Origin of the sequence: Phaeobacter sp. JH20_08 (genome assembly GCF_048056635.1) — a bacterium.
Lineage (GTDB): Bacteria > Pseudomonadota > Alphaproteobacteria > Rhodobacterales > Rhodobacteraceae > Phaeobacter > Phaeobacter bryozoorum.
On record NZ_JAYMVV010000014.1, the window covers coordinates 39,963 to 58,798 of the forward strand.

Consider the following 18,836-nt stretch of genomic DNA (forward strand, 5'->3'; position numbering starts at 1 on the left):
TCCGTTATCCTTTGACGCCGCCGAAAGTCAGGCCGGCGATCAAGTGTTTCTGAACTATGAAGGTGAGGATCAGGGCAGGGACGATCATCAGGACCGCCAAGGCGCACATGCCGCCCCAGTTGATGGTGAATTCCGCAGTGAAATCCAAAAGACCAACGGGCATGGTTTTGGAGCCCACCGAGCGGGTCAGTTGGGAGGCCAGGGCAAATTCATTCCACGAGGTGAGGAAAGCAAAGATTGCCGCGGATGCCACACCTGAGCGCGCCACCGGAAATTCCACTTTCCAAAATGCCTGCCAGCGGGTGCAGCCGTCGATTTCCGCCGCCTCATGCAATTCCTTGGGGATCTGGCGGAAGAATCCGTCTGTGAGCCAGATGGTGAAGGGGACGTTCATGGCCACATAGGCCAGGATCAGCCCAAAATGTGTGTCGATGATGCCCACTTTGGCGAAGACGATGAACAAGGGCAGCGAGAGTGCCACGCCGGGGACAGCGCGAAACAGCATCAGGCCGACAAAGTAGCCGTGAGGCTCCCCCAAAGAAGTGGTCCGCCCCTATGATTAGGAAACGGAGGACCATAGATGGCGACCAAGAGGCCCAAGCCTGAAGAGATTGTCGTGAAGTTACGGCAGGTTGAAGTCTTGATGGGGCAAGGCATGCCCCGCATAGATGCGATCCGTCAGATCGGCGTTACGGAACAGACCTACTATCGCTGGAAAAAGAAGTACGGCGGAATGGGCACGGAACAGCTTAAAGAACTAAAGCGGCTGCAGAAGGAAAACGAGCGGCTTCGCCGGGCGGTTTCGGACCTGACACTGGACAAATTGATCCTGTCCGAGGCCGCAAAGGGAAACTTCTGAGTGAGTAGCCCCACTTGGGTGGTCCAAATTGAAAGTTAGTGCATGGTTGGCCTTTGGTCCATCAGGACGATGGCCTCTGGCGCAGGTGGGCGGTAGCCCAGAGCACTGTGGGGCCGTTTAGTGTTGTAGTGTTTTCTCCAGCTTTCGATAATGATCTGGGCCTCGCGTAGCGAATAGAAGATTTCACCGTTCAGCAATTCATCCCGCATCCGCCCATTGAAGCTCTCGCAGTATCCGTTCTCCCAGGGTGATCCAGGCTCAATGTATGCGGTCTTGGCCCCGACGGCTTTGATCCAGCCTCTGACGGCCTCAGCAATGAACTCAGGGCCATTGTCCGACCGAATGTATGCTGGCACGCCACGTAGGATAAACAGATCCGTCAGTGCATCGATGACCTCGTTTGCATTCAGCTTCCGCTTCACTCGGATCGCAAGGCATTCCCGGCTATACTCGTCCAGAATGTTCAATGTTCTGAAAGCCCTGCCATCATCCGTTCGATGATGCACAAAGTCGTACGACCAGACATGGTTGCGATATGCGGGACGCAGCCGGACACAGGATCCGTCGTTGAGCCAGAGCCGTCCCCTCCTGGGCTGCTTCATTGGAACCTTCAGCCCCTCCCGCCGCCATAGACGTTCGACACGTTTGTCATTCACCTGCCAGCCAGCGTCCCGCAGAAGGGCTGCAACCCGGCGGTAGCCGTATCGGCCGTATTGACGTGTCAGCTCGATCATGTCGGCGACCAGGCGTTCCTCGTCAGCACGCCCCTGAGGCAGTCGCCGCTGTGTGGACCGGTGCTGGCCCAGAACGCGGCAAACGCGACGCTCGGAAACCGTCATCTGGCTGCGCACATGATCAATGCAGGCCCGGCGGCGGGAGGGGCTCAGAAGTTTCCCTTTGCGGCCTCGGACAGGATCAATTTGTCCAGTGTCAGGTCCGAAACCGCCCGGCGAAGCCGCTCGTTTTCCTTCTGCAGCCGCTTTAGTTCTTTAAGCTGTTCCGTGCCCATTCCGCCGTACTTCTTTTTCCAGCGATAGTAGGTCTGTTCCGTAACGCCGATCTGACGGATCGCATCTATGCGGGGCATGCCTTGCCCCATCAAGACTTCAACCTGCCGTAACTTCACGACAATCTCTTCAGGCTTGGGCCTCTTGGTCGCCATCTATGGTCCTCCGTTTCCTAATCATAGGGGCGGACCACTTCTTTGGGGGAGCCTCAATCCATTGTGCAATGCGCCGCGAAGGGTCACAGCCCGGACATTTTTGAGACCTCGGTGCAAAAAGCGTATCCACGTCTAAATGTAGCCAAAAAGCTTGAGTTTATGCGCCCCCCACCAAACACGCTGTCAACATGAGTAAAGTTAGCGCAACATTGATTTCGATGACTTGAGGCCCAAGTAGCCCAGAGAAGTTTCTGCAGTTGCAAGATACTGCAAGTGCATCCACGACAACTTTGGGCTCAGAGCCGCCGAGTGCGCATGCAGAGCCAACGCAGTTGAACGGCCTCTGACAGCTGCCATTGCCAAGGACGATACAATCTCATTGCCCGCATGGTGCTGGTGACTGGGTTGGAGGGAGGATCGGAGGGCAAAACATGCCAAGAGTCCAACTTCCTGCAACAACCCCGAAACGCAGAGCCTGGAACAAGGGGCGGATCATCGGTCAAAAACGGCCTTTGCTGCCAAAACAGGTCTGGGCGATCCGGGCGCGGCTCGAATTAGCGGGTTATCTACGCGATCTGGCGCTATTCAACGTCGCAATCGACAGCAAGCTGCGTGGCTGTGATCTGGTTAGGTTGGCCGTGTCCGACCTCGTCAAGGATGACCGCGTCCGGGAACGCGTATCGGTCATCCAAAGCAAGACCAAGCGCCCTGTCCAATTTGAACTAACGGAAAACACGCGTGAAACCGTCTTGGCCTGGGTCAAAGCACCTGAGATGTTCGCGTGTCGGTTCATGTTCCCAAGCAGGTTCCACGACCGCCCACACATCTCAACCCGCCAGTATGGAAGGCTTGTGCGCGACTGGGTAACGGCAATTGGCCTTGAACCGAGTGGGTATGGAACCCATTCACTTCGGCGAACAAAAGCAGCTGAGATTTATCGAAAGACCGGCAACCTCCGCGCGGTCCAATTGCTGCTCGGCCATACCAAGGTCGATAGCACTGTTCGTTATCTTGGAGCCGAACTTGAAGATGCCCTAAGCATCGCTGAGCGTATCGATATCTGAACTACCTTGGCGAACGGGCCCTGCCGTTCGCCATTCCAAAGCGGGTGTCTGTCCCCTTTGCGGCGTTGTTCGGTACTGAGCCCATAGCAGAAGTGTTGAAACTTGCTGCACGCGCTCGCAGCGCTGGAAATGCGGCATGTGCATGGTTTTCTTTGCTACCATGCAGCGGAGAATTCTGTCGTTCAGACGAAACGCCGCGAAAACGAGTTGGTTCGCTCACAGGTCGCGGGCGATCCGCAATCAGCGCGCGCCCAGCATTGCGATGGACGTGCTGATGCATTTGCTTGCAAGAACTTGCGTCGGGTCAATGACGCGTGTTGAACGGGTCAGTTCTTCGCTGAGTTTTATCAAGGGGAGTTCCGTGCATCCAAGAATGATCGCTTCGGCGGACTGCGCCCTGAGCGATTGCACCACCGCAGTGATGTGTTCTGCACATAGGCCAAAGGTATGGCCTGCCTTGACCCCAAATGGGCCATAAATCGCGTCCATCACCCGGTCCTGTTCGCCCTTGTCGGGGACAACAGCCAGGATGCCTGCGGCCTTGAGCGCATCCTGGTACAGTCCACTGGCGATGGTGCCCGATGTGGCCAGAATACCAACGGTTCGCACCGCTGGGGAAATCTTCGCAATATGATCAACCGTTTCCGTGAGCATGTTCACGATTGGAATATCCAGATGCCTTTGCAATCGGTCAACATAGGCATGGGCAGTATTGCAGGGAATTGCGATGATATCTGCGCCACCGCGCTCCAGTTTTTTGGCCGTTGCATAAAGCGCGAGCGTCGGGTCGAGGCCGTCTCCGACAAGGTTGTCGGTACGGTCAGGAATCTGTGGGTTCTGCTCAACGATCACCTTGATATGGTCCTGATCTTTCGCAGCCTGGGTTGTGTTCACGATCTTGGTCATGAAGTCAGCGGTCGCGGCCGGGCCAACACCGCCCAACACACCAATCTTGAAGGGTTTCAGCGAGACCTGACCGGTTTCCTGGAGTGCGAAGCGGGCATAGATCTCGTTGATGGGCAGGATCGTGGGCGTGCGATCCGTCGGAATATCCGCCAGAATGAGAGGAATCTCGGTCATCCCGGGTACGATGACTTCGGCACCCTGATCCTCCAGACTTTCGATGGCGGTACGGATCACAGTTGCGATTGCCTCAACCGGCCCACCGGCCTTGAATCCCGCAGGGCCATAGATTGCCTTGATCATGGCATCTTCGGTGCCGGGCGAGGGAAAAATAGCAGTTCTGCTCGGCTCAAGCAGGCGGTCAAACAACCCGTCATTGCGTACAAAGGGCGTTGTCAGAACGCCCACCCGCTTTGCGGCGCCATGGTGCTGATCAAGATACGCCCAGATAGCGTCGGTCATGGAAATCAGCTTCAGACCCAATTCCGCGCGCAGTTCTTCCAGAAAGGTATGGGTGATAAAGCAGGGCAGCATCGCGGCGTCGCACCGGGACTTTTCCATCCGACTGAGCGCGTCAAAGACATAGAACTTGCGGTGCACCGGCGCATAGTCGGGGCTGGCTACGGAAAGGGCTTCAACAAGCGGCTTTTGTTCGAACGAAATTTCCCGGTGATCGCCCTCGGATTTCACCGGGGTCAGGCGCACCAGCTGGTTCAGAATATCGGCACCTGCGCGTGCGCCCAGGCCGCCAACGATTCCGAGTTTCAAACCGGGCCGTGCCATCAGGCGATCTCGTCAAACAGGGCGCTTGCCACGCCTTGAGCGGCACCAGCGTCCCGTAGGGTCAACCCCTCGGCCTGTGCATACTTCGCCAGCTTTGTCGCCGCTTCATACCCGATGAGCGGCACCAATGTGGTGGCCAGGACCAGACTGCCGTTCAATAGTTCAGCGCAGCGGGCCCGGTCCGCCTCGATACCTTTGACACAGCGCTCAGTGAGAACGTGCATGCCGTTGGTCAGTGTCGTCATGGTTTCCATGATCTTGTAAAAGATCACGGGCTCCATGGCGTTGAGCTGCAATTGGCCCGCTTCAGCGGCCATGGTGACCACCAGATCGTTGCCAATCGCCTGAAAGCAGATCTGATTGACAACTTCGGGGATCACCGGATTGACCTTGCCCGGCATGATCGACGACCCAGCCTGCACGGCGGGCAGGATGATCTCTCCAATTCCGGCCCTAGGCCCGCTTCCAAGCAGGCGCAGGTCATTGCTGATCTTGGACAGTTTGATCGCGACGCGTTTCAGCGCGCTGGAGAACATCACAAAGGCCCCAAGGTCGGACGACGCCTCGATCAAATCGGACGCGGGGATCAGATCGCGCCCTGAAATCTCGCTCAGATGCGCAACCGCGCGTTCCGCATAGCCTTCAGGCGCGTTGATCCGCGTGCCGATCGCGGTGCCGCCAAGATTGACCTCTGTCAGCAAGTTCGCCAAGTCCGCGATCCGGTCGATGTCTTCGGCAATGGTTGTGGCAAAACCGCGAAACTCGTCCCCAAGCGACATGGGGACCGCATCCTGCAATTGGGTTCGGCCAACCTTGACTACATCGCTGAATTCTCCAGCCTTGGCGCGGAAAGCTTGCACCAGTTCCGTCATGGCCGTGATGAGGGGTTCGGTTTTCGCCAGCGTGGCGAGCCGAATTGCGGTGGGATAGACGTCATTGGTGGATTGCGAGCGGTTGACGTCATCGTTTGGATGAAGTGCCGCGTAGTCGCCAAAGGGCCGCCCCATGCGCGCCAGTGCAATATTGGCGATGACCTCGTTGGCATTCATGTTGGTCGAGGTTCCCGCCCCGCCCTGCATCAGATCGACGGCAAAGTGTTCGTGATGCTGACCGTCGATTATCTCGCCACATAACTCAGCAATCGCTTGCGCCTTTTCAGATGGCAGAACACCCAACTCTGCATTGGTATATGCGCAGGCCGCCTTGACCTGCGCGAGGGCGACGACGACTTCCGGATAATGGTTGATAACGACCCCTGTGATGGGAAAATTCTCGATGGCGCGTTGGGTCTGGCTGCCCCAGGCCGCGCCCGCAGGGATTTGGACCGTGCCAAGACTATCGGTCTCGGTCCGGGGCAGGTCTGCCATTTTGGTCATTGAAGGCCTCTACAAAATTTGGCTGAGGAAAAGCTTGGTGCGTTCGTCCTGAGCATTGTCAAAGAAGGTTTCGGGCGATCCATGTTCCACAATCACACCGCGATCTGTGAAATAGATGTGGTCAGCCACTTCTCGCGCGAAACCCATTTCGTGAGTCACAAGAATGCAGGTCATGCCTTCGGCGGCGAGTTCCTTTATGGTCACGAGCACCTCTTTGACCGTTTCGGGGTCAAGGGCTGCGGTCACCTCATCAAAGAGCATCACATCCGGCTGCATGGCGAGAGAGCGCGCGATGGCGACGCGTTGCTGCTGTCCACCGGACAATTCACCGGGATAGGCGTTTTCCTTGCCCTCAAGGCGCACTTTCTTCAACAGGGCGCGGGCGCGTTCTTCGACCTCTGCCTTGTTTTCCTTCATCACCAGAACCGGGGCCATCATGATGTTTTCCAGCGCGGTCTTGTGCGGGAACAGGTTGTATTGCTGAAAGACCATCCCGATCTTCTTGCGCAGTTCCAGCTTGTCGAGGTCGGGGCGGTGCACTTCCATCCCTTCGACCTTGATCGACCCTTCCTGAATATCGTTCAACGCATTGATGCAGCGGATCAAGGTGGATTTACCCGATCCGGACGGGCCAATGATGCAGATCACTTCGCCTTTCATGATGTCCATGTCGATGCCCTTGAGCACCTCCAGCGCGCCAAAGGATTTGCGGACATTGCGGATGGAAACGATGGGTTGTTCGGTGGTCCATGTATCGGTTGCGGTCATTTTGATGTCCTCACAGCTTGACGGCGAATTTGCGTTCCAGCCGCAGCGTCAGCCGCGCAATCGGATAGCAATAGGCAAAGAATAAGATCAGCACGAAGCCATAGAACGGCATCAGCAGTTCAGGGCGGTTGTTCTCGGCGACGATGGCCTGGCGGGTCAGGTTCACAACCTCTTCCACCCCTAGGATTGACACTAGTGGTGTGGCCATGGTCAGGATCGCATACCAGTTCATCCAGGGCGGGATCATCCGCTTGAAACATTGCGGCAGTATGATCCGCCACAAGGTCTGCCCTCTGGTAAAGGCCAGGGCCTCGGCCGCTTCCCACTGCGTGTTTGGCACTGATCCAATCGCGCCGCGCACGATTTCAGAGATGTTCGCCATGATCGGCAAGGACAGCCCGATCACGGCCTTGATCCAGCCCGGCACGAAATAGGGCGTTCCAAAGACCGTGATTTCAAAGGGCAGCGCTAGCATCACGATGAATAGGATCACCAACCATGGCGAGTTGCGAAACAGCTGAGTGATGAACCAGCATAGCGTGCGGACCGGGCGCAGCAGCGAGATTTGCCCCAGCCCCAGCAGGACACCGACGAAGGTGCCGATCAAAAGGCAAAGGAACGAGATCAGGATGTTGAAGAAGAAGCCCTTGGTGATCAGGAATGGCGCCCATCGCCACAATGCGCTGAATGGGCGCACGGCCTCGCCCGATTGCGCAGCGGCAATGGTAGGCCAGATCAGTGCCAGCGCAAAGAATGCGAACGGTATCCAAGCCGGAATTGCGCCAAGACAGCGCACTGGTGTCATCACGTCATATTGCATCGCATCGCGATGAGGCATCGGTTTGAGAACGGCGAATGGAGTGGATTGTGTCATCTTGGATATCCTTAGTTGCCATAGCCGGGAATGCGCAGCTTGCGTTCCCAACGGTTCATGCCAAAGACCATGATGCCAACAAGGCCGACATAGACGACAAACAGCAGCAACATTGCGGGGTATTGGGCCGACGGGTAGTCATTCCAGATGGTGACAGCCTGATATAGCAACTCCGGCACCGCGATGGCGAAGGCCTGCGTGGTGGTCTTGATCAGGTTTACGAGATTGTTGTTCAAGGCCGGCAGGCTGACGCGAAAAGCAAGTGGTAAGACCACATAGCGATAGATTTGCAGGCGCGACATGCCAAGAGAGTCGGCGGCTTCGATAGTCGATTCCGGCACGGCTTCGATGCCGGACCGGAAGATTTCAACGTTGAACGCCCCGGCGAAAAACGACAGCGAAATGATCGCCCAGCCCACGTTTGAGATGATCGGAACTTCCAGCCATCCGTCAGGCGAATAAGTTGGGGTCAGTTGCCCAAGGGCAAAGTAGAAAAACAGCAGTTGCACGAAGGGCGGCGTATTGCGGAACAGCTGGATATAGCCTTGCACAACGGCGCGCAGCACTCGCAGCTTGGACCCCTGAAGCCATGCGCCGACGACGCCAATGACGACGCTGAAGATCAGGCAGGCAATCGACAGGAAGATTGTGTATTTGATCCCAAGCCAGATTTTTCCGGCCTGCACTTCCTGATAGAAGAAGATGAAGTTCCAACGCGGATAATCCGCCGCAAGCTGGCGGAAGAATTCTGTAAAGGCGTCAAGCATTTAAGCCACCTGCATGCAGACACCTCACGCCACGGGAGAATATGGCGTGAGGTGCGGGGTTAAGGTCTATTCAGCGAGCCAGTCAGCAAAATGCTCGTTTTGCTCCTTCAGATAGGCGGTTGACTGAATGCCCCATTTTTCCTCGAGCGCAATCAACTCGCCTGACTGATGCCAGTTGTACTGCATGCCCGACATGAAGCGGCCAAAGATGCCGTCACGCTCAGCGATTGGAACAGCGAGCGCCCATGGGTTGTTGTCCTCGGACACCAGCGGCATCTCGAAGTCGTCATATTGACCAGAGGCGAGATCAGCTGCGATGGAACTGTCGTCGTAAACCCAGGCAATGCACTTCTTGTTGCGCAGGGCCTGAAGCGCTTCGGCGTTGCTGCCAAATGCAATGACGTTGGCTCCGTGGCGTTCTTCGACGATCTGGTTGTAGAACGCCCCCTGCTTTCCGCAGACGGGTTTGTCGGCAAGGTCTGACCAAGCGGTCACGCCAAGCGCTTTGGGCGTCATGACGTTGGTACCGGAGGAGTAGTAATTCGGCCTCACAATGCCGACGATTTCCCGACGATCCGCCCGGTCGGACATGGTGGCGATCATCAGATCGATGCGGCCGCCTTCCAGGAACTGCATCCGGTTAGAGGATTCTACCGCGACCAGCTCCAGATCAACCCCCAGAGTGTCGGCAACTTGTTGTGCCATATCGGCTTCCATTCCGATGATGTTGCCATTCTCATCGCGAAAGCCCCAAGGACGTGTATCAGCCTTGACGCCTACAACAATGACGCCGCGCTCCATGATCTTGTTCCAGGTTGCGTTGGATTGTTCCTGCGCGAAGGCAGCGGTGGTGGTCATCAGGGTCGCGGCAAGAGCAAAGCCGCCCAAAAATTTCGTCATTGATACTCTCCATGTTGCTTAGCGGCAAAAGCGGTGCCGGCGTGGTTGCCACGGTTGCAAGTCGTACGATCCGTGATCTGAAGTCATGTTGAGCGGGCGCGCCCTGCAACGCCATGACAAAGAGCGCAACGCAATTGCAAAATTTGCAACATGCTTTCTGCACAAGATGGGTTAGGCTTTGCGCAACATGGTAAAGTAGGTGAAACGATGGAAATCGATTGGCTCGAAGATTTTCTGGCACTCAGTGCAGCGGGCGTTTTTGCAAAGGCGGCAGATGCGAGAAACATCAGCCAGTCTGCTTTTACACGTCGAATCAAGAACCTAGAGTATTGGATCGGTACTCCTCTGTTTGATCGCAGTGTGCATCCTGTTGTGTTGACTCAGGCGGGCAAGGCCTTTCGGCCGGTCGCCCATGAAATGATCAATACGCTTTCGACGGCCCGGGCCGAGGCCAAAGGGTTGGTGCGTCGGGAAGGCGAAGTGCTCGATTTTGTTGCGCTTCATACATTGGCCATCTCTTATTTCCCTGGGTGGATCACTAACATTGGCAAGACCTTGGGGCCGATAAAATCTCGTGTGGTTGCCGAAAACTTCTCTGGTTGTGTTGAGGCGATCCTATCTGGGTCCAGTGATTTCATGCTCTGTTACCATCACCCAACCGTTCCGATGATCGCTGATGACGCCAGATACCCTTCTATGAAAATCGCCGAGGACCTGATGGTGGCCGTCAGCGTCGCCGAGCCTGATGGCTCTGCCCGATTCAGACTGGACAGTGAAGAGCCCTTTCCGCTGCTGTCTTATACCCGCGACAGCTTTTTGGGGAAAATGACAAATCTCATTCTCGAACGAACGGGTCTCAAAGAGAGTTGCGTCTTTCAATATGAGAATTCTGTCTGCGAAGCCCTCAAAGCAGCCAGCCTTGAGGGCATGGGCGTGGCATGGCTACCAATGGCCGCCGCCGAACGTGAACTTAATGAAGGCCGACTGATCAAAATCAGTGATGACAGTAGCGAAAACCCGATTTCAATCCACCTTTATCGATCAATGGAGCGTAGCCGGAGCGACGTCGAGCGGTTCTGGTCATACATGTCCAGCACGCGCTGACAAGCGGCGTGGCAGAGGAGACGCAAATCCATCTTGTCCACTTGGCAAAGATCGTTTCCGGCACGGGGCGAATTGTCAGATTTACGTAAACACCTCGAGCAGGCTTTCAATGGCCGCTCTGGCGACACCGGCTGCAACGCAGCGAAGAGTGTGCCGCGCGCGCAAAACGATGCTGCGTCAGCGAAGACGAAAAACTCTATGTCGGTTGAGTCCCGCATCGTGACCCTCAGGGCAAGGTGCAGCGAATGACCGGACCTGGTCCAACCTGTCGAAAATAGCCGTCAGCTTGGCAAATAGAACTCCGTGATCCCCCGTTTCCCCTCTGCTCGTCCCAGCTGCACGATCACATCGATGGATTTCCGGATATATTCCCGCACCTCGGCGAAGGTCAGCGGCGTTCCCGCCTGCAGTACCATGATCGCCAGCCGGTCGATGGCGAGTTCCGCGGTCTCCGCGTGGATGGTGGAAACCGACCCGCCATGGCCGGTATTGATCGCTTCGAGATAGGTCAGGGCCTCGGCACCTCGCAACTCGCCAACGATGATCCGGTCGGGGCGCATGCGGAGGGAGGCCTGCAGGAGGGCGTTGGCGCTGCGTTGCGAGCCGGAACCGCGGTCGGCCAGGAGGGCGACGGTGTTGGGCTGGCCGGGGAAGAGTTCGAAAGCGTCTTCGATGGTGATCAACCGCTCGTGCTGGCTCACATGCGTCAGAAGGTGGCGGGCGAAGGTGGTCTTTCCGGTCGAGGTGCCGCCACTGATCAGGACGTTGAGGCGAGGAAGGCGGTTGTGGCGACCACGAAAGCAGTCGTTCGCGACAATTGCAGCGAACTGGCGCTCTGAGCCCACAGCGGAAGTGTTAAATTCGTGCTGCGCGCGCTCACAGCAGCAGAATTGCCGCGACTGCATCATTTTCAGCGCCGCTGCACGGCGTGGAAGCCAGTCGTTCGCCCTGCTTTACCCTCCGGAAGACACGAGGTCTTCCGAAGAGAAAATCAGGGAAGGCTTCGCCATTGGCGGAACAGGAGGCGCGAGCAGGGATGTTGGAGACACGAAGAAGGAAAGGTTTTGCCATCTAGACATCAATAAGCCATTGATTTTATGCCCGTTGAAAGCCCACACTCGCACCAGTCTTTCACTTTTTCGACTCTTATTTTTTCCTCTGGGTAGGGAACTGAGATCGGTCTTGCTCACATCACTTGCAGTTTGTTCAACCACCGCGAGCAAGATCTTTGTGAGCGTGGCTGAGCTGCCAATTGATAGCATCAACAGGCAGGATATTTCTGCAACACCTGTTCAATGACCAGTCTTACACGGTAACAAATGAAACAGCGGCCGTAACCTCCGGTCCAAGATGCGTAGCATTCCGGAACGCAAAGCATGAAACAACTCAAACGCCATTTGCCGCCTCTGACTTCTCTGCTTGCGTTTGAAGCTGCTGCCCGCCTTGGCAGCTTTACCGCTGCGGCGGAAGAGTTGAATGTCTCCCGAGAGGCTGTCAGCCGGCAGATCCGGACACTGGAGAGCCATCTTGGAATTTCTCTGTTTGAGAGGGACGCAAACCGGGCGCTCATGGGAGCGGCCGGAGCACATTTCTTTGCAACAGTGTCACCCAATCTTACCGCCATTGCAGTTGCGGCGAAAGAACTGGCAGGAGAGGTCAGCAATGTTCCTGAATTGGATAGCGCGGCACCTTCGGGAGATGAAGAGGATCTGCCGTCGATCCTTGTAGTTGATGACACACCGCAAAATATTCACCACCTGCACGGCCTGCTAAGGGACGCTTACCGGATTATTCCGCAAACCTCCGGCAAAGCAGCCCTGTCTTTTCTCGCGGGGGAGCTGGCAGACCTGGTCCTGCTGGATATCCGGATGCCGGATATGGATGGCTACGAGGTGTGCCGGCAAATCAAATCCACGGCAAGCCTTGCTGATGTACCGGTGATATTCCTGACCAGTCTTGATGATCCGATGGATGAAACCAAAGGCCTGGAAATGGGCGCCTGCGATTTTATCACCCGGCCGATTGTGCCCGCTGTTCTGCGTGCCCGGATCCGCAGCCATATTGAACTCCGCCAGGCAAAAACGGCCTTGGAAAAACTGCTGGCACGGCGGGCAGACCGGCTCGGGAAAGCTGAGCAGTTACTGGCCCGGATGTGTTCAGACATCGGACAGTTTCAGTCCTCGTGAAGAGAGCCCGCTAGCTGTTCTACAATTTGATCAGCCGTTTCGAAGTCCAGCACTTTCAAAGCCGTCTTAAGGCTTTGAAGTTTCGCCTTGGCAGTTTCCGGAAGTTCCCCTGATCCCGTATTCTGTACTTCTTCAATGGCCTGAATGTCACGCTTGCTGATAAGTGCCCTAATCCTCTCCAACCTGTCCGGGGTGAACGGCAATTCATCTGCAGAAAGAGGGCTGCGGGCGTCGAACTGCTCAAGCAGCTGGGACATGGCTTGTTCCACTGTTTTGATAGAAGTGCTGCCCTTTTCAGCGCCCGCCGCAAGTTCCGCCAGCCTGTCGGCCCCCACCGTGCCGGCCGCCCCTTTGATGACATGAAGGAGATTGGCCTTGACCGGGCCTTCCGGCCTGTCAGTCAGGGCCGCCAGACCTGCGGACCATTCACGCAAACCGGCATGAAACCGGCGCAGGGAAGCTTCATAGTGCTGCCGGTTGCCGCCTGCATAAAACAGCCCCTTTTCCTGATCAATTCCTAGCAACTGATTGCTGCCGCAAAGGCCGGCCAGAAGGCTGCGTAACTGCGAGGGGTCGATCGGCTTAGGGATAAACCCGGCAAAGCCGGTAGTTGTGCAGCGCTCGGCTTCTTCCTGGGTGGCGTTGGCCGTTGCGGCGACCACAGGCGCCAAGCTTGCCTGATACCTGCTCCGAAGGTTTTCCAGAGCGCGGTACCCGTCCATCACGGGCATATGCAGATCCATCAGGATCACGTCCGGCATCGTCTCTGCGGCTTGTTCCATTGCCTCGATACCGTTCGTCGCTGTGCGCACCGTGGCACCAAGTGCTTCCACCAGCGAAACAAAGACAGCCAGGTTGACTGGGTTGTCCTCCACGACCAGCACATCCAGGCCTGCAAGAATGTCGTCCTTTGGCGGTTTTGGGTTACCGCCGGTTTGCAATTCCGAAATAACTGCAGCCAGTTCCCTATGGGTGATTGGGAAAGCAAGACGTTTGCTTATCATGCTGCCCGAAGATTGCATAATAAATGTTGCATGGGCCGCTGTGACGGTGACCGTGACCGGCGGTATTGGACCGGTGATGATTGCCGCCGCCCGGTTTGCCATTATCTGAAGCTGCCGGACCGGTCCCTTCGTGCCCTCAACCTTGATCAGATCCGCAGTTTTGCTTTGCCGGGGCGCGGACCGGGCTGGCAGGTGCAGAAGGATCGCAAACTCAGCCCCCCTGCCAGGCTCACTATCTACCAGAAGCTTACCGTGCATCTTGTCCGCAAGCCTTTGGGCAATAGACAGGCCAAGCCCGGTCCCCCCGTATTGGCGGGTGGTTGAACTGTCGGCTTGCCCAAAAGCCTTGAAAATGCCTTCAATCTGGTCCGGGGAGATCCCAATCCCGGTGTCTCTCACGCCCAGGCGCAGAGCGCCCTCATGATATGCAGCAAGCAGGCGGATCTCGCCCTCTTTGGTGAATTTCACCGCGTTGGAGGCAAAGTTGACCATAATCTGCCGCAGACGCAGAGAGTCCGCACAAACCTCTTCCGGCAGATCCGGGGCGTAGTCCCAGGTCAGCCGTACTGGTTTGCCGGCCATCAGCGCTCTTGTCTGTAGCAGCACGTCGTCCAGAAGATCATCAAGACGGAACCAGACCTGCTCCAGCACCAGTTCCCCGGCCTCGATCTTGGAAAGGTCCAAAATGCTGTCGATGTTCTCCGACAGCTGCGCGGCGGCGGCCCTCAGATCAGTCAGGTTGCGCGTACCGATGTTGCCTTGACCTTCCCGCAGAAGAATGCCGGACAATCCGATAATCGCATTGAGCGGTGTACGCAGCTCATGGCTCATGTTGGCAAGAAAGATTGATTTTGCCTGGGAGGCTTCAACTGCTTCGTTGCGCGCGACCAGCAGTTCGCGGGTACGTTCGTCCACAAGCTCCTGAAGATTATCACGGCTGGCCTCAAGTTCAGTCACCGTGCGCCGGAATGCACGGGCCAGACGGGAAATCTCGTCCTGCCTTCTTACATCGAACATTCGTTGGTCGCGCCCCTTCAGCCGGAACGAGTGCCCATCCCGCACCCTGAGGGCAGCCGCCTGTAGCCGCGCAAGTGGGCGAATAACAATCAACTGCACAATCAGAAAAATGACCGCGGTCACTAATAGCGTCTGCAGAATGCTTGAGCCAAGCACGACATAGCTGCGGGCAACCATATCCTTTTCGACAGGACGGAAAGAAAGTTCAAGTGCCAGCCGACCGATCTCACTGCCGTCCCGCGGGTTGGTCAATATGTAGGCAGGTTTCTCCGGTTGGCTAGTGGGCTGAAACAGGATGCTCAGCCACGGCGGCGTAGGCGATGGCTGTCGCGATACGGACAGGTCGATCAAGCCGCTGCTGTCGCGCTGCGCGTCGGTCAGAAGCGGGTCGTCAATACGTGCGCTCAGGATCACCGGATCTTCAAGCAGGCCGTTCAAAATGGCACGGACAGCGGGAACGTCCACCTCCCAATACGCCCCGGCAATCTGTGGCAGTGTCGCCCGAATGATACGGTCGGCATTTAGGCGGGCTGCACCAATTCTGAGGGAATGTTCCGCCAATAGGGTATACAGCCCCAGTAACAGTCCGGACAAAACCCCTAGCAATGCAGCAGCGAGCGCGATTTTACGTGTGATGCCTGCGGGTTTTAGCTTTAGCCTCATCGCGAGAAGTAATAGCGCAGGTATTCAGGTGGGATATGATTGGCCTGCATCCTTTCCAGTTCGATCTGTAGGCGGCGGGCCATATCATCGCCTTTTGGAGAGCGGTGAAAGCCGATATAGCGGGCGTGCTCCGCCAAAGGGGTCGGCAGAAACTTCAACTTGTCCAGCGCATTCAGTTCGCTGGCCACATAATGCAGTGTCTCGTAGCCGCCGACAATCAGATCAGAACGGCCGAGAAGCAGCTTGCGAAGATTAGTGAAATCATCCAGCGAGGCTTCGCGTTGCAGCGGCTGGTAATGGTCAAAGCGCGCCTCGTATGTGAAGCCTGAAACCACACCTACAACCAGGCCGTCCAGGTCCGAAAGCGTATGGACATCCTGGATCGGGGAATCTTTCAAAGTCACAAAAACTGTACGCGTCCGGCGCAGGGGGCCGACCATGTTCCATTTCTGAAAACGCTCAGGCGTCGGCGCCAGCTGAAAGACGGCATCAAGCTGGCCGGTCTCGAAATCCAGCAAGGCGCGCTTCCAAGGCAACGGCCTGTGGTCCAGCCTAACCCCGATCCGTTCTGCAGCCTCATTCAGGATCTGCACGTCAATGCCCGAATACTCGCCTTCGATTGAGTAGTTGAAGGGCGCAAAGCCTTCCATGGATCCGACCACCCAGGTTTCTGCCCGGACAGGGTGCATCATGATGCCAAGTAGGCAGATAGCCGTCACGATCTGCAAGAGCCGGTTCATCAGTCATCCACCGCTGGTTACGCGCCAGTGCCAGAGTATCCGTGCGCGCATAGGTCAGGCAAGCAGGCAGCCTGTCAAAAAAGTTCCGGTGACAGGGGAACTTTTTCGTCTCTCACGCTGAACAGTTCCTGGCTGTAAACCATCCGGCAGACGAGAAAGGGAGAGAAACATGAAACACTTGATTGCCACCACAGCCCTGGCCAGCTTTGTTCTGGCACCGATCGCATCCGCTGCCGCGGAATGCACCAATGACACTTGGAACCGTATTCAGGAGCGCGGCAAGATCGTTGTCGGCGTCAAGGCAGACTACAAGCCCTGGGGTTTCCGGGACACCGACGGGTCGATTGTCGGCATGGAAATCGACATGGCTCAGGATGTTGCTGAGACACTTGGCGTTGAACTGGAACTGACCCCAGTTGTCGCTTCGAACCGGATGCAGTTTCTGGAGCAGGGTCAGATTGATCTGATGATTGCCACCATGACCGACCGCGCCGACCGCCGCGAAATCGTCGGCATCGTCGGCCCGAACTACTATACGTCCGGTACGAACATCCTGGCCCCGAAGGCATTGGGGTTCACATCCTGGGGTGAACTGAGCGGCAAACCCGTCTGTGGTGTGCAAGGCGCGTTCTACAATCAGATCGTTGAAGACAAATATGGCGCTCAAATCGTGGCCTTTGGAGGTTCTGCTGAGGCTCGCCAGGCACTGCGTGACAAGAAGTGCGTTGCATTTGTCTATGACGATTCCTCCATCGGCTCGGCAATCGCTTCTGGCGAGTGGGAAGACTTCGAAATGCCGCTGGCATCCGAGGATGACAGCCCTTGGGGCCTGGCGGTTCCAAAGGGCGAAGATAGCTGTGTCTTTGGCCGGTTTATGACCGGTATGCAGTATGGTTGGCACCAGGATGGCAGCCTGATCGAGTGGGAAGCCAAATGGGGCATCAAACCGACGGCCTACCTGCAGGATCTGAACGCCAAGCTGGCGGACCCGGTCGCAGAATAAGCATTAGCCATAGGGGAGACCGTCGGCATGACAGGTTTCGAAGCTTTTTTTGTGCAGCTTGCCGAGGATTTCCCACGCTGGAATTTCATCTGGCTTTATGACGAGAAACAGGCCGGTCGGATATTGTCCGGCCTGTGGATGACGGTGAAGCTCAGCTTTGCCTGTGTGCTGCTCTCACTGCTGATCGGCATAGCAGGAGCCTGGCTGCAAGGGGCAAGCAACCGTATCCTGCGTGCGGGTGTTCAGGGTTACATCCAGTTCTTCCGAAATACACCTCCGCTTGTGCAACTGCTGTTTTTCTACTTCGCATTGGGCCAGTTTACCCCTGTAGTGACCGGCCCTGACGGCTGGACCGAAGTTCCAGTTATCTCAGCTGCGGGCTGGGCTATCATTTCGCTGTCGTTTTTTGCGGGAGCATTCAACGTTGAAATCTTCCGCGCCGGGATCGAAGCTGTACCGCATTCAACCCGTGAAGCTGCGGAAGCGCTGGGGATGAGCCGGACACAGACCTTCACCAATGTGGTCTTCCCTCTGGCATTGCGGGTTTCGATTCCTGCATTGAACAACAACCTTGTGAATCTGGTGAAGACCACCACCCAGGCTTTCGCCATCGCCGTGCCCGAGCTGCTATATGAAAGCGTTTCTGTCTGGAACGATTTTCCATCAGCACAAAACCCGACAATGCTGCTTCTTTTCGTTGTCTATCTGGGCCTCGTTGGAGTGCTGGTCTTTGGCATGAACTCCTGGGAACGCAAGATGAGGATACCGGGCTATGGCCAGTAACAACCTTCCGGGCATCACCGGCCCGGCCCGCACTGATCTGCCGGTTTTGAAACCCTATACTCTGACAGGCGGCACCTATGACGAGATGTTCCTGGTCCGGTGGCTGGGGAACATTCCGCCGCAATTCATACTGGTGCTGCTGGTGGCCTGGCCTGCCTGCGCCTACGCCCAGTCCGCAAGCTACACCATGGGGGATGCCTTTGCCGCATTGTGGCGCTGGATACCTTTCCTGACATTGCAGGGCTTTGTGTTCAACATCGTGATTTCGGTCTTTTCGATGCTGATCGGAACCTTTGCCGGGGCCGCGCTGGGGCTGGGGCAGATTTCGCAGCGCCTTTGGCTGCGGCGGCTGAGCTGGGGCGTCACCCAGCTGTTCCGCAATGCCCCCTGGCTGGTGATCCTGTTCATCGTGCTGCTGGCCTTTCCGTTTGAGATCGAAATCTTCGGCCTGGTGATCCCCGTCCCAGCCTGGATGAAGGCCGTCATCGGATTGTCCCTTCCGATCATGGCGAACATCTCCGAAATTGTGCGCGGAGCTGTCATGTCTGTACCGTCGGCACAATGGGAAGCGGCCGAAGCGCTGTCCTTCTCAAGAACACAGACTCTTTGGCAGATCATCCTGCCGCAATGCTTCAAGCGGATGATCCCGCCCTGGATGAACTGGTACGCCATTTTGACAATGGCAACCCCGTTGTGCTCGCTGCTGGGTGTCGGTGAAATCATCACCTTTTCGCGCCAGGCAATGGAGGCCGAAAACAACCGGCCTGAGCTTCTGGTGCCGTTCTTCGGGTACGCGCTGGTTCTGTTCTTTGCCTATTGCTACCCGATCGCCCGCATCACAATCGCGCTGGAAAAGCGCTATGCCGTCAAACTCTGAAAG

Annotated in this window: 16 protein-coding genes and 2 pseudogenes; 7 read left to right on the top strand and 11 right to left on the bottom strand. The window is 56.6% G+C overall.

Annotated elements, in window-relative coordinates; translation table 11 throughout:
- Nucleotides 1–4: 4 nt before the first annotated feature.
- On the bottom strand, nt 5–505 hold the full coding sequence (locus VWY75_RS14660; RefSeq protein ID WP_416537857.1) for a carbohydrate ABC transporter permease: 501 nt from the start codon (nt 503–505) through the stop codon (nt 5–7).
- 75 nt (nt 506–580) lie between these two features.
- Between VWY75_RS14660 and VWY75_RS14665 the strand changes: the two are divergent.
- Nucleotides 581–850: pseudogene (locus tag VWY75_RS14665) on the top strand (transposase); the annotation flags it as partial.
- 44 nt (nt 851–894) lie between these two features.
- On the opposite strand, the gene VWY75_RS14670 reads toward VWY75_RS14665, so the two are convergent.
- Nucleotides 895–2,021 (bottom strand): IS3 family transposase gene (locus VWY75_RS14670; protein WP_156875473.1). Its coding sequence is split into 2 segments (ribosomal slippage): nt 895–1,757 and nt 1,757–2,021, totalling 1,128 coding nucleotides; the frame shifts between segments, so codons are not numbered across the junction.
- A gap of 431 nt (nt 2,022–2,452) precedes the next feature.
- Here VWY75_RS14670 and VWY75_RS14675 point away from each other — a divergent pair.
- Nucleotides 2,453–3,085: a tyrosine-type recombinase/integrase gene (locus VWY75_RS14675; RefSeq protein ID WP_416538257.1), complete on the top strand. Its 633-nt coding sequence runs from the start codon at nt 2,453–2,455 to the stop codon at nt 3,083–3,085.
- 240 nt (nt 3,086–3,325) lie between these two features.
- Here the strand turns inward: VWY75_RS14675 and VWY75_RS14680 are convergent, their stop codons facing one another.
- The 6 genes from VWY75_RS14680 to VWY75_RS14705 all read right to left on the bottom strand — a co-directional run bounded on the left by VWY75_RS14680 (nt 3,326) and on the right by VWY75_RS14705 (nt 9,444).
- Entirely contained in the window at nt 3,326–4,771 is a 1,446-nt protein-coding gene (locus VWY75_RS14680) for an aspartate/glutamate racemase family protein (protein WP_416538256.1), read from the bottom strand.
- Nucleotides 4,771–6,147 carry an aspartate ammonia-lyase gene (locus tag VWY75_RS14685; RefSeq protein ID WP_416535660.1) on the bottom strand — a complete coding sequence of 459 codons (1,377 nt, stop codon included), beginning with the start codon at nt 6,145–6,147 and terminating at the stop codon, nt 4,771–4,773. Before VWY75_RS14685 ends, VWY75_RS14680 begins: the two co-directional genes overlap by 1 nt.
- A 9-nt stretch (nt 6,148–6,156) precedes the next feature.
- A complete protein-coding gene (locus VWY75_RS14690) occupies nt 6,157–6,915 on the bottom strand; it encodes an amino acid ABC transporter ATP-binding protein (RefSeq protein WP_416535661.1) in 759 nt (252 codons plus the stop codon).
- A 10-nt stretch (nt 6,916–6,925) separates the two neighbouring features.
- Nucleotides 6,926–7,789, bottom strand: coding sequence for an amino acid ABC transporter permease (locus VWY75_RS14695; RefSeq protein WP_416538255.1), 864 nt, complete (start codon nt 7,787–7,789; stop codon nt 6,926–6,928).
- An 11-nt stretch (nt 7,790–7,800) separates the two neighbouring features.
- A complete protein-coding gene (locus tag VWY75_RS14700; protein WP_416535663.1) occupies nt 7,801–8,556 on the bottom strand; it encodes an amino acid ABC transporter permease in 756 nt (251 codons plus the stop codon).
- Between the two features lie 66 nt (nt 8,557–8,622).
- Nucleotides 8,623–9,444: a transporter substrate-binding domain-containing protein gene (locus tag VWY75_RS14705; RefSeq protein WP_416541668.1), complete on the bottom strand. Its 822-nt coding sequence runs from the start codon at nt 9,442–9,444 to the stop codon at nt 8,623–8,625.
- Nucleotides 9,445–9,606: 162 nt separating this feature from the next.
- On the opposite strand from VWY75_RS14705, the gene VWY75_RS14710 reads away from it, so the two are divergent.
- Complete coding sequence (locus tag VWY75_RS14710) at nt 9,607–10,560, top strand: LysR family transcriptional regulator (protein ID WP_416535665.1); 954 nt, start codon at nt 9,607–9,609, stop codon at nt 10,558–10,560.
- Nucleotides 10,561–10,841: 281 nt separating this feature from the next.
- Here VWY75_RS14710 and VWY75_RS14715 read toward each other — a convergent pair.
- Nucleotides 10,842–11,333, bottom strand: a pseudogene (locus VWY75_RS14715) (CpaF/VirB11 family protein); the annotation flags it as partial.
- Between the two features lie 603 nt (nt 11,334–11,936).
- Here VWY75_RS14715 and VWY75_RS14720 point away from each other — a divergent pair.
- Nucleotides 11,937–12,746, top strand: a complete 810-nt coding sequence (locus VWY75_RS14720) for a response regulator (protein ID WP_416535667.1) — start codon at nt 11,937–11,939, stop codon at nt 12,744–12,746.
- Here VWY75_RS14720 and VWY75_RS14725 read toward each other — a convergent pair.
- Both VWY75_RS14725 and VWY75_RS14730 read right to left on the bottom strand, forming a co-directional pair.
- Nucleotides 12,734–15,430, bottom strand: coding sequence for an ATP-binding protein (locus VWY75_RS14725; RefSeq protein ID WP_416538253.1), 2,697 nt, complete (start codon nt 15,428–15,430; stop codon nt 12,734–12,736). The two genes, VWY75_RS14720 and VWY75_RS14725, sit on opposite strands and share 13 nt — an antisense overlap.
- Nucleotides 15,427–16,170, bottom strand: a complete 744-nt coding sequence (locus VWY75_RS14730; RefSeq protein WP_416535669.1) for a substrate-binding periplasmic protein — start codon at nt 16,168–16,170, stop codon at nt 15,427–15,429. The genes VWY75_RS14725 and VWY75_RS14730 overlap by 4 nt, the downstream gene beginning before the upstream one ends.
- A 169-nt stretch (nt 16,171–16,339) precedes the next feature.
- On the opposite strand from VWY75_RS14730, the gene VWY75_RS14735 reads away from it, so the two are divergent.
- The 3 genes from VWY75_RS14735 to VWY75_RS14745 are packed head-to-tail and all read left to right on the top strand — an operon-like array spanning nt 16,340 to nt 18,833.
- Nucleotides 16,340–17,173: a transporter substrate-binding domain-containing protein gene (locus tag VWY75_RS14735; RefSeq protein WP_416535670.1), complete on the top strand. Its 834-nt coding sequence runs from the start codon at nt 16,340–16,342 to the stop codon at nt 17,171–17,173.
- A gap of 27 nt (nt 17,174–17,200) precedes the next feature.
- Nucleotides 17,201–17,956 (top strand): amino acid ABC transporter permease, encoded by a 756-nt coding sequence (locus tag VWY75_RS14740; protein ID WP_416535671.1) that lies wholly within the window; start codon nt 17,201–17,203, stop codon nt 17,954–17,956.
- A complete protein-coding gene (locus tag VWY75_RS14745; RefSeq protein ID WP_416535672.1) occupies nt 17,946–18,833 on the top strand; it encodes an amino acid ABC transporter permease in 888 nt (295 codons plus the stop codon). Before VWY75_RS14740 ends, VWY75_RS14745 begins: the two co-directional genes overlap by 11 nt.
- Nucleotides 18,834–18,836: the final 3 nt, after the last annotated feature.